Source organism: Streptosporangium heterodermiicola (genome assembly GCF_051390675.1).
GTDB lineage: Bacteria > Actinomycetota > Actinomycetes > Streptosporangiales > Streptosporangiaceae > Streptosporangium.
In genome coordinates, this window is record NZ_JBPJSR010000017.1 from 85,334 (window position 1) to 100,305 (window position 14,972).

A 14,972-nucleotide genomic window follows, 5' to 3' on the forward strand; every position below is an offset into this window, starting at 1 on the left:
AACGGGGAGGCTGATGCCCTCCCTCGACGCCGTCCAGTGGGTCATCCTGCTGGCCGCCCTGTTCCTGGTGGGCTTCTCCAAGACCGGCGTCTCCGGCACCGGGACGGTGGCGGTCGCCCTGTTCGCGCTCGTGCTGCCGACCAAGGAGTCCACCGGCACGCTGCTGCCGCTCCTGCTCGTCGGCGACCTGGTCGCCGTGGCCTCCTACCGGCGTCACGCCGACTGGCCGAGGCTGGTCAGGCTGTTCCCGTGGGTCGCCCTGGGCGTGGTCGCCGGGGCCGTGGTGGTGCGCTGGGTCGACGACGCGCAGATGAGACGGCTCATCGGGGCGATCCTGCTGGTGATCATCGCCGTACACCTGTGGAACCGGCGCCGGGCGCCGGAGGACTCGCTCGCCCACCGCCGCCCGGTGGCCGCCCTCGCGGGCGCCTTCGCCGGCTTCGCCACCATGACGGCGAACGCGGCCGGCCCCATCATGGCCGTCTATCTCCTGGCGGCCGGCCTGCCGATGCTGGGCTTCCTGGGCACCAGCGCCTGGTTCTTCCTGACGATCAACGCCTTCAAGGTGCCGTTCAGCGTCGCGCTGGGCCTCATCACCCCCTCCTCCCTCGTCTTCGCCGCGCTGGGCGCCCCGGCGGTCCTCGCCGGGGCCGCGACCGGGCGCGCCGTCATCGGCCGCATCGACCGCACGCTCTTCGAACGGATCACGCTGACCCTCACCCTGCTCGCCGCGATCCGCCTGCTGCTGTGACCTCCCGCCCCGGTCACCCCTCGGGATCGCGGGCCAGCACCGTCCGGCCGCCGTCGACGGGCACGGTCGCGCCGGTGATGAAGGCCGCGTCCTCGGAGAGCAGGTGGACGATCGCGGACGCGACCTCCTCGGGACGCGCCACCCTGCCGATCGGATGCAGCAGGGCCATCTCCTTCTCCACCTGGGCGGCCTCGTCCGGCCCGCGCGAGCCGAGGAACTCCGCGTAGCGCTCGGTGCCGACCGAGCCCGGCGCCACGGCGTTGACCCGGATCCCCCGCGACCCGTACTCGACCGCGAGCGCCCGGGTCATCCCCTCCACGGCCGCCTTGGCCGTCACGTACGGCAGGCAGCCAACCACCGCCTGCCTGGCCTGGTGCGAGGAGACGTTGACGATCGCCCCCGGCGTCGCGGCGGCGAGGAAGCGGCGGACGGCGGTGGCGCACCCCACGACGGCCCCGTCGAGATTCAGCGCGATCAGGTCGAGCACCTCCCGTGCGGTGGCGGAGTGGATCGAGGCGTCCCTGAAGACGGCGGCGTTGTTGACCCACCCGGCGAGCGGGGCGAGCTCCTGGGCGACGTCGGCGGCGCGCCCGGCGACGGCCTCATCGGCGGCGTCCCCCACCACCGCGGCCAGGCGCGGCCCCGCCGGGTGGCCGGCCGTCCAGTCCAGGGCCGCCGGATCGAGCTCGACGGCCACGACGGCGCCACCGTCGCCGAGCAGCCGCTCGACCACCGCCCTGCCGATGCCCCGGCCGCCACCCGTCACCACGTACGAACCGTTCACGCTCTCCCGCTCCCCTCTTCGTGCTCTCCGTGGACCGGCGCGGACCCGGGGGCAGCCGCCACCCTCCGGCACGCGCCGGTCGCCCCCGAGGGCACGCCTCGCCCCGGTCGCGGGCGCGCAAGAGCGGCACTTCCCAGGGCCGGGACCTCTACACGCCGCGCCGCCGATCTCCGGGCAGGTACCCCGCAGGTGGTGGCGAGGAACCAGAGCCGGACGATCCGCGTGAATCACCGCAGACGGGTACGGCGGCTCAGGACAGCCGCCCGGACGTCCGGCGCGCGACGGAGGCGGTGTCGCGTTCGAGCCGGGCGAGGAAGTGGCCGAAGCCGTCCGGTGCCCGGGGGTCGCGGCGCGCCGAGGTCACCACGCTCACCCCGGTGGTGCGCAGGACCCGCCTGCCGGCCGACTCCAGGGCCCGGACCAGGGCGTCGTCCTCACCGGTCGGCAGCGCGCTGAACCCGCCGACCGCCAGGTAGGCCGCGGCGGTGAGGCCCAGGTTGGCGCCGTGCACGTGCGAGTGCCATCGCGCGCCGCCCGTCTCCGTGCCGGTCGTGTTTCCGCCCGTCTCCGTGCCCGCCGTGTTTCCGCTCGTCTCCGTGCCACTCGTCTCCGTGCCGGTCGCCTCCTCGTCGTTCGCCTTCACCCCGGCCGCCTCGGTTTCGCCCGTCTCCATCCCGTCCGCGTACCCCTCGGCGTAGGCGGTCTGGCACCACGACGGGTAGCCGGACCAGTCGGTGACCGTCACCGTGCCGACGACGGCCTCCCACCCCTGGGCGGCGTGCCTGAGCTGGCGGCTGAGCCAGCAGGGCGGCACCAGGGTGTCGGCGTCGGTGGTGGCGACCCAGACGGTGGCCGGATCCAGCCCCCGGGTCCGCCGCAGGAGCACCTGCGCGCCCGCCAGCCGCGCCTGCCCGACGTTGGTCATGGTGCCCTCCACGACGGTCGCCCCGGCCCGCGCGGCGATGGACGCCGTACGGTCGCCGCAGGTGTCGGCGACGACGATCAGGTGGACCGCGACATCGGGGACCACGCGCCCGGCCAGGTCCAGCGAGGCCAGGCAGGCGGGCAGCAGATCCTCCTCGTCGCGGGCGGGCACCACGACTCCGACGGCCTGGATCACACGATTCCCTCGGACTCGGCCACCGAGGGAGCCCCGCGGCCGCGCAGGTAGACCTCGGCGATGAAGTCCGGCTCACGGTGATCGACGAGGCGGGTCAGCTCCTCACGCCCGGCCAGGGCCCGGTGCACCTCCTCGCCGCCGCGCGGGTACTCCGCGACGGGATGCCTCCAGTGCACCGCGAGCAGGGTGCCCCCGGGGGTCAGCGAGGCGACCGCCAGGTCCAGCACTCGCTCCAGGTCCGCCCCGCCGAAGTAGTAGAGCACCTCCGACAGCACGACGAGGTCGAACCCTCCCTCCCGCTCGGGCCACTCGCCGGGCAGGACGCGCCGCTGCACCCGCGTCCCCGGGTGGCCCGCGGTGCGTTCCGCGGCCGCCGCGACCGCGACGGAGGACAGGTCGCAGGCCAGCAGCCGGTCGCAGCGCGGGGCGAGCAGAGCGGTGAACACGCCTATGGAACAGCCCGCCTCGAAGGCGTGACGGTAGCGGCGCGCGGGCAGCAGCGCGGCACTGATGGCGTACTTGCGCTCCTCGTACCAGCGGGAGGTGAATCCCCACGGGTCGGGGGAGGCCGCGTACATGTCCTCGAAGTACTCCGGTCCGAGTGTCGCCGGATGAGTCGTCATCTGATACCTCCAGCGTGGATGCCCCGGGCCCCTCTTCCTGGGTCCCGGGGAGGGGTGTCAATGGAAGAGCACCTCGTCGTCGCGGGTGAAGTGGGCGACGACGCCGGGCGGGAGCACCGCCTCCAGACCGGCGCCGCGAGGCTCCAGCTGGCTGGCGAAACAGCCGATGGCCGCCCGCTTGCGGGCCAGGACCGCCGGGGGCAGCGGGACCCGCAGCGCCCGGTCCCAGGGCAGCCGCGCGTCGCCTGGCCTGGCCCAGTGCCAGGCCCAGATCGGATAGAAGTGGGGCCGCAGCCCCGCCGAGGCCGCGGCCCTGCCCGCCGCCTCGTGGTCGGAGTGCACGTCCGCCTCCCACGGGGCCAGGCACACCTCGAACCCCGAAGCCGCCCGTCCCAGCGCCCCGGCGAGCTCACCCTCGCGCTCCGCCAGCCCGGTGTCGGGCAGGCCGAGCCGCACGATCTCGACGCCGCCGGCCCCCAGGGCCTCCAGCGCGGACGCGGTCTCCTCCACCCTTCGCGCCACCAGCCCCGCCACGTCGGCGACTCCCGGGTGGGAGGCCTCGCCGTCGGTGACGGCGACCAGGCGCAGCCGTACGCCCGAGGCCGCCAGCAACGACAGCAGCCCGCCGAGCCCCAGCACCTCGTCGTCGGGGTGGGCGGCGATCACCACCGCGCTGCGCCAGCCGCCGTACGCGAGCTCCGGGAGGGCGCCGAGCCCCGGCCAGGCACGCCACTCGGCCTCGGAGGTTCCCGGGGCGTCGATGGGGTTGAGGTCGGTACCGTCCCGGCCGTCCCAGCGGTCCCGGTCCTCCCAGCCGACGCCTCCCGCCCTGCCGGTTCGTTCGGTCCCGATTCGTTCGGTATCGGCCTGTTCGGTGTCGGTCCGTTCGGTGCTCACCAGCCGGCTCCCTGCTCGGCGACGATGGCCCCCAGCGCGGCGAGGTCGCGTTCGGCGTGATGCTGGCGCAGGTAGACCGTGAGGTCGGCGACCCTGCGCCCGTGCGCGGCGTCGTGGCCGAGCGGCCCGGCGCCCAGCGCCCTGCCCACCCGGCCCATGACGTCGGTGGCCACGGACTCCACCAGCGCCTTGAGACGCAGGGACCGCGTCCCCGCCGCGTTCTTGAGGTCGTACGGGTCGGCGTCGATCTCGTCTGCCGCCTCCTCCAGGGCGGCCCTGGCGGTCCGCAGCGCCACGTCGACCGCGCCCAGGTGGGCCAGGGCGTGCGGGCCGACGTCCCGCTCGGCCGCGGCGGCCAGCAACGTCTCGGCCACGCCCCTGGCCCCTCCGTACCAGCACGCGGCCACCCCCGCGCCGCCGTGGTGGAAGCCGGGCCTCCTCACGTAGCCGTCCACCGGTCCCACCGGTTCGCCGGGGACCTCGTCGAAGCGGACGTCCAGGGTGTCACTGGCCGCCATCCCCGTCGCCGGCCAGCTGCCGGCCACCGGGCGCAGGTCGCGGGCCGGCACGGCGAACAGCCGGGGGCCGTCCGGCGCGTCCGCGGTCACCAGGGCGTGGGTGCACACCCGCGCCCCCGAGCAGTACTGCTTGGTCCCGCTCAGCAGCCACCCTCCCCCCTCGGGACGCGCCGAGAGGGACGGGCCGGGAGGCCGCGCCGCCCACACGCCCCACCGGTCGCCGTCCGCCGGCGCGGGACCGGCGAGCTCGGCGAGGATCGCGACGGCGTCGGTGTGCCCCTCGCACAGCCGCGCCAGCGACAGATCCCGCCGGGCCAGCGCGCTCAACGCCTCCCATCGCCGCCTGGTCTGTCCCGAACCGGGCAGCGGCAGGTCCAGCCGCCCCGACTCCACCTCGGCGGCGAACCCTCTTTCGACCTCACCGCGCCAGGCGGTGCCATCCTGGTCACCTTGGTCATCCCGCTGTTCCCCGTCCATGGACGGGGCCTACCCGACAGGGGGTATTCATATCATTCCTGGTAAAAGGGTTAGCTCTGCTCCGGCAAGATCTTCACTGGATTTCCGGAAAACGAAATCCGTAAGCCCCTTGATGTTTTCGTTTACCTTCTTCGGCAAGTATTCGCGGCGATGAAGGGAGAATCGATGTTACGAGGACTCACCACCGTCAGATTTCACGCCGCCGACCTGGACGCGGCCAAGAAGTGGTACACCGAGGTGCTGGGTGTCGAGCCGTACTTCGACAAGCCCGGGTATGTCGAGTTCCGGTTCGGCGACTACCAGCACGAGCTGGGCCTGCTCGACAGCGGTTACGCCCAGCAGCTCGCCGACGACGTGGAGACCGGCCCGGCCGGCGTCGTCACGTACTGGCACGTCGACGACGTGCAGGAGTCCCTCGACCGGCTGCTGTCCCTGGGGGCCGAGGAGCACGAGCCGCCCCGCGAGTTCGGCCAGGGATTCGTCGGCGCCTCCGTGGTCGACCCCTTCGGGAACATCCTCGGCATCATGTACAACCGGCATTATCTGGACGTTCTCCACTCGATCGAGAAAGCCTGACCTCCGGCCGATTCCCTCGAACGGAGGGGTCAGCGGTGATCGTCCGGTCGAAGGCGGGAATGACCGCGTGAGACGGCTTCCGGCCGTTGAGAACGCCCGATGGTTCCCAGAGCGTCCGGAGCCGATCGCACAGCTCGGCGCGTTCGGCGACGCGGCTCGGGACACACCCGCCCTCGGCCGGCTCCGGCGCGGCCCCGCCGACCGGCGCCCGCGGGTGAGGCGACCCGCACCGGTCGCCTCACCGCTCCCTCCGCTCCCTCCGCTCCCTCCGGTCTCGCCGGTCTCGCCGGGAGGCGGGAGGCGAGGGGCGGGAGGCGAGGGGCGGGAGGCGGGAGGCGAGTCACGCCGGGCGGGGTGTCATCGCGCTCCGGTCGTCCGGCGCGAGAGCAGGTCCCGCAGGGCCCCGGCGACCTCGGCGGGGGCCTCCTCCGCCATGAAGTGACCGAAGGTGACGGGGATGTGCCGCAGGTCGGACGCCCAGGCGCCCCACAGCGCCGCCGCGTCGAAGCCGAGGGCGGCGCCCCAGTCCTGCTGGAGCACGGTCACCGGCATCCGCAGCCGGTTGCCCGCCTCCCGGTCGGCCCGGTCGTGGGCGACGTCGACCCCGGCGGAGGCCCGGTAGTCGGCCACGATCGAGGGCACCGCCGCGCGTGAGGCGTCCAGGTAGGCGGCGCGGACATCGGCGGGAATCGCCCGCGGGTCCTTGGTCCAGACGTCCAGGAAATACCCGAAGAAGGCGTCGGAACTGGCGGCGATCATCTGCTCGGGCAGGCCGGGAGGCTGGGCCATCAGGTACAGGTGGAAGCCGACGGCGGCGGTGACGCCGTGCATCACCTCCCACATGTCCAGCGTGGGCAGCACGTCGAGGCCGGCCAGGTGGGTGATCACCTCCGGGTGGTCCAGGCCGGCGCGGATGGCGACCAGGGCGCCCCGGTCGTGCCCGGCCAGCGCGAAGCGCTCATGCCCCAGCGCGCCGGCCAGGGCGACGATGTCGGCGGCCATGGTGCGCTTGGCGTAGGTGCCGCCGCCGGTCTCGGCCGGTTTGTCGCTGGCTCCGTAGCCGCGCAGGTCGGGGCAGATCACGGTGTGGTCGGCCGCGAGGTCGGCGGCGACGTGCCGCCACATCAGGTGGGTCTGGGGGAAACCGTGCAGCAGCACGATCGGGCTGCCCGTCCCCGCGACGGCCGCGTTCAGGGACACGCCGTCGGCGACGGGGACGCGCCGATAGTCGAATCCGGGGATGACAGGCGCCATGGCCGTGCTCTCTTCCGTAGGTGACAGGTGGTCGGACGCCTTCAGCCTGCCGGTCGCGAATGAGCGTCCGGTCAGCGCGCTACCGTGGCCAGGGGGGATGCCCAGGGAAGGGACGGGCCGAGGGTGCGGGTCGTGTTCGGGGTGCTGGGGCCGGTGACGGCCTGGGACGCCGCCCGGGACGCCGCCGGGGGCGCGATCGCCCTCAGGGGGCCGAGGCACCGCGAGGTGCTGGCCCGGCTGATCGTCGCCAGGCGCCGCGTCGTCCCGATCACCGGCCTGGTCGAGGACCTGTGGGACGACCCGCCCCCCGGCGCGGTGGGCGCGGTACGCACCTTCGTGGCCGCGCTGCGCCGCGCGCTGGAGCCCGGACGCCCGCCCAGGACCCCGGCCCGGCTGCTGGTCACCGAGGGGCCGGGGTACGCGCTGCGCGCGGAGCCGGACGCGGTGGACGCCTGGCGCTTCGAACGGGCGGTGTCGGCCGCCGCGACGCTGCCGCCCCAGGACGGGCTCGCCGGGCTGGCCGAGGCGCTGGGGTGGTGGCGCGGGCCCGCCTACGCCGAGTTCGCCGGCCAGGACTGGGCCCGTACGGAGCGCGCCCGCCTGGCCGAGCTGCGGCTGCAGGCCGTCGAGCGCCGGGCCGAGCTGCGGCTCGCCCTCGGCCTGGCCGCCGAGGCGGTGCCGGACCTGGACGCGCACGTGAGCGAGCACCCCTGGCGCGAGGACGCCTGGCGGCTGCTGGCGCTCGCGCTGTACCGCACCGGCCGCCAGGGCGACGCGCTCGCCGTGCTGCGCAGGGCACGGACGACGCTGGTCCGGCAGCTGGGGGTGGATCCGGGCCCGCCCCTTCGCCGCCTGGAGACCGACATCCTCCACCACGCCGGCCACCTCGACCTCGCGCCCGGCCCCGGCGGGGCGGCGGCCCGGGTGTGGGCGCAGACCGCCGCCGTCTACGACCGCACCGTGACCTCCGGCCCCCGGGCCCGGCTGGAGTCGACGGTGGGCCTGCTGCGCAGCCTCGCGGTGACCGGGGGCGCCGGGCTGGAGGCGGCCCGCCGGCACCGCCTGGCGGCCGTCGACGCCGCCGAGGAGCTGGGCGACGTGGAGCTGACCGCCCGGGTGATCGGCGCCTACGACGTCCCGGCGATCTGGACCCGTTCCGACGACCCCGGACAGGCGGCGCGTGTCGTGGCGGCGGCCGAACGCACCCTGGCCGGTCTCCCGCCGGGAGAGCACGAGGCGGCGCGGGCCGGCCTGCTGGCCACGATCGCCGTGGAGTCACGCGGCACCCGCTCGGCGCGCGGGCCCCGGGCCGCCCGCGAGGCCGAGGAGATCGCCCGCCGCCTGGACGATCCCGCGCTGCTGGCGTTCGCCCTCAACGGGGTGTTCATGCAGACCTTCCACCGCGCGGGCCTGGCCCCGCGCCGGGACGAGGTCGGCGCCGAGCTGGTCGCCCTGTCCACCCGGCACGGCCTGGTGGCCTTCCAGATCCTCGGGCATCTCATCCGCGTCCAGGCCCGGGGCGCGCTCGCCGACTTCGCCGGGGCCGACCGGCACGCGGCGGAGGCGGACCGGCTCGCCGAGCGTTACGAGCGGCCGCTGGCGGGCGTGTTCACCCGCTGGTACCGGGCCCTGCGGCTCGCCGAGGCCGGGCGGGCGCCCGCGGCCGAGGTCGAGGCGGCCTACCGGGACGCCGCCGCGCGGCTGGACGGCTCCGGCATGCCCGGCCTGGAGCACGGCCTGCTGCCGCTCGCGCTGCTGTGCCTGCGCCTGCGGCACGGGCTGCCCGCCCCCTCCGGCGAAGGCTCGGGCGAGCACGCCGACTGGGGTCCCTACGAACCGTGGGCCCGTCCCCTGGTGCTGCTGGCCCGGGATCGTCCCGCCGAGGCGGCCGACGCGCTGCGCGACGCCCCCGACCCGCCCCGCGACCTGATGTCCGAGGCCCTGTGGTGCCTCCTGGCGCGGGCCGCGATCGCCGTCGGCGACAGGACGACGATGGAACGCGCGTACGGCGAGCTCGCCCCCGCGGCGGCGGAGCTGGCCGGGGCCGGCAGCGGCCTGCTCACCCTGGGGCCGGTCTCCCGGCACCTCGACGACCTCACCGCCGCCCTCGCCCGCCACGACCCCCCGGCCCGCTCCCGCCGGGCGCGGTGAGGCCCGCGGGAGAGGGTCACAGCCGGGCGGCCGTGCGGATCAGCCCGGCGAGGGCGAGGGAACGGCTGTGCGCGGGCCAGGCGATGTGGGTGACGACGGGGGGCGCGTCGGTCAGGGGGACGGCGGCGTGCTCGGCCCACAGCCAGGCGCGGGCGGAGTCGGGCACGACGCCCACGGTGCGTCCGAGGGCGATCAGCTGGGCCAGCTGTGTCAGGTTCTGGATCTCGGGACCCGGGCCGGGCGGGTAGGTGCCGTGGCGGGGCCAGCGGGCGAGCGGAAGACCGGGGATGTCGCCGACCTCGGCCAGGGACAACGTCTCGCGCGCGGCGACGGGGTGCCCGGCGGGCAGGACGGCGACCTGCCCCTCGGTCATCAGTTCCTCGCTGTCGAACCCGGCCAGGGAGTTGAACGGCGCGTGCATGAGCGCCACGTCGGCGCGGCCGTCGCGCAGCAACTCCTCCTGCTCGCAGATGCCGCACGGCAGCACCTCGATCTCGGCGGCGCCGGGCTCGGCCGCGTGGGCGTCGAGAAGCTTCCGCAGCAGCTCGTGGGAGCCGGCGGCCTTCACCGCCAGCACCAGGCGAGGGCGGGGGCCACCCGGCCCACCCCGCCCACCGGGACCGTCGGCGCCACCGGCGCGACGGGTGCGGCGAGCGGCGGCGGTGGCCGCGTCGAGGGCCGCGCGGCCCTCGTGCAGCAGCACCTCTCCGGCGCCGGTCAGGGAGACGCCTCGGCGGTTGCGTTCCAGCAGGCGGACGCCGAGGCGCCGTTCGAGCTGCTGGATCGCCCGCGACAGCGGCGGCTGGGCCATGCCGAGGCGTTCGGCGGCGCGGCCGAAGTGCAGCTCCTCGGCGACGGCCGTGAAGTATCTCAACTCGCGGGTCTCCAGGGTGTCCACGGCCACAGCGTACGCGGTGATACCTGCCGGGTATGACAGGGCACCGCATCGGTGTTGGATGCGCCGCTCGCCCGCGAGCGACCATCGACGGCATGAGCGAAACGAGGATCGCGCTGGTGACCGGCGCGAACAAGGGCATCGGGTACGAGATCGCGGCCGGGCTGGGCGCCCTCGGGTACCGCGTGGGCGTGGGAGCCCGCGACGAGGCCCGGCGCGAGACCGCCGTCGAGAAGCTGCGCGCCGCCGGGGCGGACGCGTTCGGGGTGCCGCTGGACGTGACCGGCGACCGGAGCGTCACCGACGCCGCGAAACTGGTCGAGCGGCGGGCCGGGCGCCTGGACGTCCTGGTCAACAACGCCGGGATCTCGGGAGAGACGGGTCCTGGGTGGGCGCAGGACCCGACCACGCTCGACCTCGACGTGGTCCGCGCGGTCGTGGAGACCAACGTCATCGGTGTCATCCGGGTGACCAACGCGATGCTGCCGCTGCTGCGGCGCTCGGCGTCACCCCGCGTCGTCAACGTCTCCAGCGCCGTCGCCTCCCTGACCCGGCAGGCGGACCCGGACATCGAGATCGGCCCCGTCATGGCGGCCTACTCGCCGTCGAAGTCGTTCCTCAACGCCGTCACCGTGCAGTACGCCCGGCAGCTCGCCGGTACGAACATCCTGATCAACGCCGCCTGCCCCGGTCTGGTCGCGACCGACTTCACCGGTTTTCACGGGCCCCGCACCCCCGGGCAGGGCGCGGCCACGGCGATCCGGCTCGCCACGCTGCCCGACGGCGGCCCGACCGGTTCGTTCTTCGAGGACGACGGCGTCATCCCCTGGTGACCGGGGTTGAGGAACCTGTGGACAGCCGTTGGCGGTACCCGCGAGTAACTCAGCTGGACGCTTCGGCAGGGATGCGCGGCGGCGGCGACCTTCGCGAACGCAGGCCGCTCCAGCGCCGGGATCTTCGACGTGGTCGCCGGGCCCCCAAACAGCGGCACCCCCTCGGCCGGGCGAAACCCCTCGGCGACGCCTTCGGTCCGCACCAGCGGTCCGGCCTCGGTGAGGATGTGCCGCTGCCGCAGCAGGGACCGGGTCGAGGCGGGCGATGTCGTGGTCGGAATCGGCCTGGTGCCTGGGTAGCTGACCCGGCCCGCCCAATTTTCGATCTCGCCGACGCGGGTCGGTGGTCTGTACGCGGCGGCTCGACAGCGCGGGCCCGGTCGGCAGCGGTGGACAGGGTGTAGATCCGGATCGAGTTCGGCGAGGCGTGCCCGAGCAATTCGGAGGCCGGCACGATGTCCGCGCCGGCTCGTGTCCGCCTGCTGTCGCCGCCAGACACACGAATCCGCCGGTGGACTTGACCCTGACGCCGCGTCAACCCTGCATGCTGGCTGTCATGAGCAGCCCGCCAGCAACCGGTCAGGTCCAGGAGACCGCATGTGAGTTCCGGCGAAAAACGGCCGGGAATCTCCGGAGCCACGTGGCCAGACATGATCCCTTGACGGCGGATGTACGGCCCCGCCGTGTGGCGGGTTCGTACATCCGCCGGTCGTTGCCTACCTGTTCGCCAACCCCTCCTACCGGCGCCGACCGGGTCCAGGCGAAGCTGAGAGCATGCTGACCATCAGTCAATTGGCGGCGTATGCCGGCGTCACGGTGCGGGCGGTGCGGCACTATCACCAGATCGGACTCCTGCCCGAAGCGGATCGGGATGCCTCGGGCTACCGGCGCTACGGCGCAAAGGCAGTCGTGTCGCTCATCAAGATCCGATACGACATGCGGGGGCGTGGTAGGTCGAAGCGTTCGGCGGATTACTCGTTCGAGACGAACATCCGAGACGTCGATGCTGTCCTCGCAGCCCGGGGTGTGGCCCGGGCGGTAGTGGTGGGCTGGTCCTATGGAGCGTTTGTCGCGGCGCACTGGGCCAGCCGGAATCCGGCCCGTACCGTGGGCGCGGTCTTGGTGGAGGGCGCGCAGCCCTACGACTGGTTCGAGGAGTCCATGGAACCGGGGATGCGCAGGATATGGAAGCGGATCTGGTGGCCCATGCAGCTGCCGCGCCCGTTCGGTATGGCTCCACGAATGACCGCCGACCAGCTGGCAGACAGCAACATCGAGGTCGGCAAGATCGCCCGCGAGCGTGACCTGGGCCCCGTGCTGGACAGCATCACCGTCCCGGCGCGCTACGTGGTCGCTTCTGGGGAGTCCTTCGGAAGCCAGGGCGGGCACGAACGGATACGCGCAGGCCGGGTGCGGCCCGTTCCGGTGGTGTCCCGGCGGGCCGCACCCGGAGGTGTCACGGGGTCAGCCGGTGGAGGTCACGGGGGAACAGGGTGGCGCGGCGGATGTTGTCGGCCCCGGTCAGCCGGGTGGTCCACCGTTCCAGGCCGAGGGCGAAGCCGCCGTGCGGAGGCATCCCGTGCCGGAAGGCGGCGAGATAGCCGGCGTACGGCTCCGGCGACTCCCCGCGAGCCGCCAGGGCCGCGAGGTAGTCGTCGTGGCGGTGCAGGCGCTGGCCGCCGGTGACGAGCTCCAGGCCGCGAAAGAGCAGGTCGAAGCTGTTGGAGTACTCCGGCCTGCCGGGCTCGGGGTGGGTGTAGAAGGGGCGTTTCGACATCGGGTAGCCGGTGACGAACAGGAACTCGCTGCCGTGCTCGCGCAGCGCCCACCCCGACAGCCAGCGTTCGTGGGCCGGGGCGAGGTCCGGCTCCCCCCGGGGGTCCTCGCCGGTGTGGGCGGCCAGGAGTTCCTGGGCCCGGGTGAAGTGGATCTCCGGGATCCGTTCCGGGACGTCGGGCGGCTCGACGCCCAGCAGCGCGCACGCCTCGCCGGCGTGCCGGCCGACGGCGGCCGACATGCCCGCGAGGACCTCGCGCAGCACGGCCATCACGTCCCGGTGGTCGGTGACGAAGCCGAGCTCGGCGTCCAGCGAGGTGTACTGGGCCAGGTGCCGCGCGGTGTCGTGCGGCTCGGCCCGGAAGACCGGCCCGGTCTCGTAGACGCGCTCGAAGACGCCGACCATGGCCTGCTTGAAGAACTGCGGCGACTGGGCCAGGTAGGCGCGGGTGCCGAACCAGTCGATCCCGAAGACGTTGGCACCGGACTCCGTCGCCGAGGCCACCACCTTGGGCGTGTGGATCTCGGTGAAGCCGAGCGCGTCCAGCGTCGTACGGAAACCCGCCACCGAGACCGCGGAGATGACGTGGGGTGCCCGCAGCAGCGGATGGCGCAGGGCGACCGGGGCGTGGTCGAGGATGGTCGGCAGGGTGGCCGGTACCGAGGGACGGTAGAGGTCGAACGGCGGGGCCTCGGCCGGTCCCGACAGGGCGGTCACCACCGGGGAGGTCACCTCGGCCCCGCCGGGGGCCTGGGGGTTGGCGGTCACGGTCCCGGTGATCTGAAGGACCGTCTCCTCGGGGTGGCCGCCGGCCGCGATCATGGCCTCGGGGTCGGAGACCACGGCCTGGACCAGGCCGGAGCGGTCCCGCAGGACGAGGAAGACCACGGATTTCAGGGCCCGTCTGCGGTGGAGCCAGCCCTGGACGGTCACCTGCCGGCCGATTCGCCGCGGAAGCTCCGCGGCGAGGGTTCTGCCGGTGGACAGGACAGTTGCGGATGAGGAGATCATCACAAACCTCTTGGCAGTGAGTGGTGATCCCTTGGGAGTGCGGGCGAGAAGGGAACTCGCGGTGCCACCGCACTTTCACCGCCGTGACGACGGCGGCCTCGAAGGGCCCGGTGACGGGGGCCGGCCGGCGGGGCATTGGGCGCGGACGCCGTTTCTCCCCGCACTCGGGAGGGTCTTCGTCACCGGGGGCAGGGCCGCCTTCACAGCTGCCGGCGGCTCTCTCCTACCTGCCCTGATCCCGTGACTACTCGTCTCCGTCAACGCGTTGCCGGAAGAGTACGCGTGCGCCGTCGCGCGTCGCAACCACGATCGCCGCGTGTCGAGGAGCGCGGGGCACCGGGGGTACGACGTCACCCGGCGGCCGGCGGCCGGCCTTCTGGCTACGCTGGCGTTCCAACCTGGAGCCGCCGGAGACGACGGTGCTCCCGCTGCCCGCCAGGGGGGCCGGGCCGGTCGAGCAGGCGTACAGGCAGGGGTGCCCGATGACCGGAGATCCGTGTCCCAGGCGCGCCTGGCGGGTCGTGACCGGCGAGGGCGACACCTACGAGCTGGACGAGGCGTCCGAGAAGGGGCCGCTGGAGGTCACGCGCCTACTACAGCGCGAGGCATCGCGGGATCGTGGTGCGCGACCTGGCGAGCGGCAGGACGTGGAAGGCGCCGCTGAGGCAGCCCGAGGAGGACTTCGCGGTCGAGTTCGCCCTGCGGCTGTCCCCCGGCGGGCTGCGGTTCGTCGTGTCGGGGTGGGGCGGGCGGCGGGAGCCCAACAAGCTGGTGGACCTGGTACGGGGAACGGTGACCGACCTCAAGCGCGGGTGGTGGCCGGTGAGCGTGTCGGACGGGTCAGGACCCGTCGTGCTCGCCAAGCCGTACGACAAGACCAGCCAGGTGTGGGCGCTGGACCGCGAGCCGATCACCATCCGGGACTTCACGTACCACTACAGCGCCCTCGCGCCCGACGGGAGGACACTCGCCCGGCTGGAGCGGATCGCCCCCGACGATCGGGGCCGGCGTCCGACGACGCGGCAGGGCGGCTCGGTCGTCGTCTTCGACGCGCTGCGGGGCGGCGGGGAGACCCGTACCCCGGTGTCCGGCATCGCGGAGGGGCTCCACCTGTCGAAGCTCGGCGGCTGGCTGAACTCCACGGAGGTGACCGCGCTGGCCGTGGCGGAGTCGCCGGCCGGGCCGGCGCCGGTGGTCTACGCGGTGGACGTGCGGACGGGCGGGAGCAGGGAGCTGTTCACGCTCCGCGAGGACGGGGGGGTGTACGTGGTACCGGGCCTGGTGCGCTGACCGCGTGGCCGGGGG

Annotated in this window: 13 protein-coding genes and 1 pseudogene; 6 read left to right on the forward strand and 8 right to left on the reverse strand. The window is 74.1% G+C overall.

Features of this window, described 5'->3' with window-relative positions:
- Positions 1–13 precede the first annotated feature (13 nt).
- Positions 14–751 (forward strand): sulfite exporter TauE/SafE family protein, encoded by a 738-nt coding sequence (locus ACSC1Q_RS31205; RefSeq protein ID WP_436762271.1) that lies wholly within the window; start codon positions 14–16, stop codon positions 749–751.
- 13 nt (positions 752–764) lie between these two features.
- Here the strand turns inward: ACSC1Q_RS31205 and ACSC1Q_RS31210 are convergent, their stop codons facing one another.
- From ACSC1Q_RS31210 to ACSC1Q_RS31230, 5 genes are all read right to left on the reverse strand, one after another.
- Positions 765–1,535, reverse strand: a complete 771-nt coding sequence (locus ACSC1Q_RS31210) for an SDR family NAD(P)-dependent oxidoreductase (protein ID WP_436762272.1) — start codon at positions 1,533–1,535, stop codon at positions 765–767.
- Between the two features lie 250 nt (positions 1,536–1,785).
- A complete protein-coding gene (locus ACSC1Q_RS31215; RefSeq protein WP_436762273.1) occupies positions 1,786–2,655 on the reverse strand; it encodes a glycosyltransferase family 2 protein in 870 nt (289 codons plus the stop codon).
- The gene (locus tag ACSC1Q_RS31220) at positions 2,652–3,278 is read right to left on the reverse strand and encodes a class I SAM-dependent DNA methyltransferase (RefSeq protein WP_436762274.1); all 627 of its coding nucleotides are present in this window, start codon (positions 3,276–3,278) and stop codon (positions 2,652–2,654) included. The genes ACSC1Q_RS31215 and ACSC1Q_RS31220 overlap by 4 nt, the downstream gene beginning before the upstream one ends.
- A 57-nt stretch (positions 3,279–3,335) precedes the next feature.
- On the reverse strand, positions 3,336–4,175 hold the full coding sequence (locus tag ACSC1Q_RS31225) for a PIG-L deacetylase family protein (protein ID WP_436762275.1): 840 nt from the start codon (positions 4,173–4,175) through the stop codon (positions 3,336–3,338).
- Complete coding sequence (locus ACSC1Q_RS31230; protein ID WP_436762276.1) at positions 4,172–5,170, reverse strand: acyl-CoA dehydrogenase family protein; 999 nt, start codon at positions 5,168–5,170, stop codon at positions 4,172–4,174. Before ACSC1Q_RS31230 ends, ACSC1Q_RS31225 begins: the two co-directional genes overlap by 4 nt.
- 165 nt (positions 5,171–5,335) lie before the next feature.
- On the opposite strand from ACSC1Q_RS31230, the gene ACSC1Q_RS31235 reads away from it, so the two are divergent.
- Positions 5,336–5,746, forward strand: coding sequence for a VOC family protein (locus tag ACSC1Q_RS31235; RefSeq protein WP_350973249.1), 411 nt, complete (start codon positions 5,336–5,338; stop codon positions 5,744–5,746).
- A 357-nt stretch (positions 5,747–6,103) separates the two neighbouring features.
- On the opposite strand, the gene ACSC1Q_RS31240 is transcribed toward ACSC1Q_RS31235, so the two are convergent.
- Complete coding sequence (locus ACSC1Q_RS31240) at positions 6,104–7,000, reverse strand: alpha/beta fold hydrolase (protein WP_436762277.1); 897 nt, start codon at positions 6,998–7,000, stop codon at positions 6,104–6,106.
- A gap of 123 nt (positions 7,001–7,123) precedes the next feature.
- Here ACSC1Q_RS31240 and ACSC1Q_RS31245 point away from each other — a divergent pair, with 123 nt between their 5' ends.
- Positions 7,124–9,151: an AfsR/SARP family transcriptional regulator gene (locus ACSC1Q_RS31245; protein ID WP_436762371.1), complete on the forward strand. Its 2,028-nt coding sequence runs from the start codon at positions 7,124–7,126 to the stop codon at positions 9,149–9,151.
- A 16-nt stretch (positions 9,152–9,167) separates the two neighbouring features.
- Here the strand turns inward: ACSC1Q_RS31245 and ACSC1Q_RS31250 are convergent, their stop codons facing one another.
- Positions 9,168–10,049, reverse strand: a complete 882-nt coding sequence (locus ACSC1Q_RS31250) for a LysR family transcriptional regulator (RefSeq protein ID WP_436762278.1) — start codon at positions 10,047–10,049, stop codon at positions 9,168–9,170.
- A gap of 92 nt (positions 10,050–10,141) precedes the next feature.
- On the opposite strand from ACSC1Q_RS31250, the gene ACSC1Q_RS31255 reads away from it, so the two are divergent.
- A complete protein-coding gene (locus ACSC1Q_RS31255) occupies positions 10,142–10,879 on the forward strand; it encodes an SDR family oxidoreductase (protein ID WP_436762279.1) in 738 nt (245 codons plus the stop codon).
- A gap of 774 nt (positions 10,880–11,653) precedes the next feature.
- Positions 11,654–12,271, forward strand: a pseudogene (locus ACSC1Q_RS31260) (alpha/beta fold hydrolase); the annotation flags it as partial.
- Between the two features lie 64 nt (positions 12,272–12,335).
- Here the strand turns inward: ACSC1Q_RS31260 and aspS are convergent.
- A complete protein-coding gene (aspS, locus tag ACSC1Q_RS31265; RefSeq protein ID WP_436762280.1) occupies positions 12,336–13,667 on the reverse strand; it encodes an aspartate--tRNA(Asn) ligase in 1,332 nt (443 codons plus the stop codon).
- A 618-nt stretch (positions 13,668–14,285) separates the two neighbouring features.
- Here aspS and ACSC1Q_RS31270 point away from each other — a divergent pair.
- Complete coding sequence (locus ACSC1Q_RS31270; protein ID WP_436762281.1) at positions 14,286–14,957, forward strand: hypothetical protein; 672 nt, start codon at positions 14,286–14,288, stop codon at positions 14,955–14,957.
- Positions 14,958–14,972: the final 15 nt, after the last annotated feature.

Coding starts and splice junctions, on each gene's coding strand:
- ACSC1Q_RS31235 (WP_350973249.1), top strand. CDS start 5,336: ATGTTACGAGGACTCACCACCGTCAGATTTCACGCCGCCGACCTGGAC.
- ACSC1Q_RS31255 (WP_436762279.1), top strand. CDS start 10,142: ATGAGCGAAACGAGGATCGCGCTGGTGACCGGCGCGAACAAGGGCATC.
- ACSC1Q_RS31230 (WP_436762276.1), bottom strand. CDS start 5,170: ATGGACGGGGAACAGCGGGATGACCAAGGTGACCAGGATGGCACCGCC.
- ACSC1Q_RS31240 (WP_436762277.1), bottom strand. CDS start 7,000: ATGGCGCCTGTCATCCCCGGATTCGACTATCGGCGCGTCCCCGTCGCC.
- aspS (WP_436762280.1), bottom strand. CDS start 13,667: ATGATCTCCTCATCCGCAACTGTCCTGTCCACCGGCAGAACCCTCGCC.
- ACSC1Q_RS31205 (WP_436762271.1), top strand. CDS start 14: ATGCCCTCCCTCGACGCCGTCCAGTGGGTCATCCTGCTGGCCGCCCTG.
- ACSC1Q_RS31220 (WP_436762274.1), bottom strand. CDS start 3,278: ATGACGACTCATCCGGCGACACTCGGACCGGAGTACTTCGAGGACATG.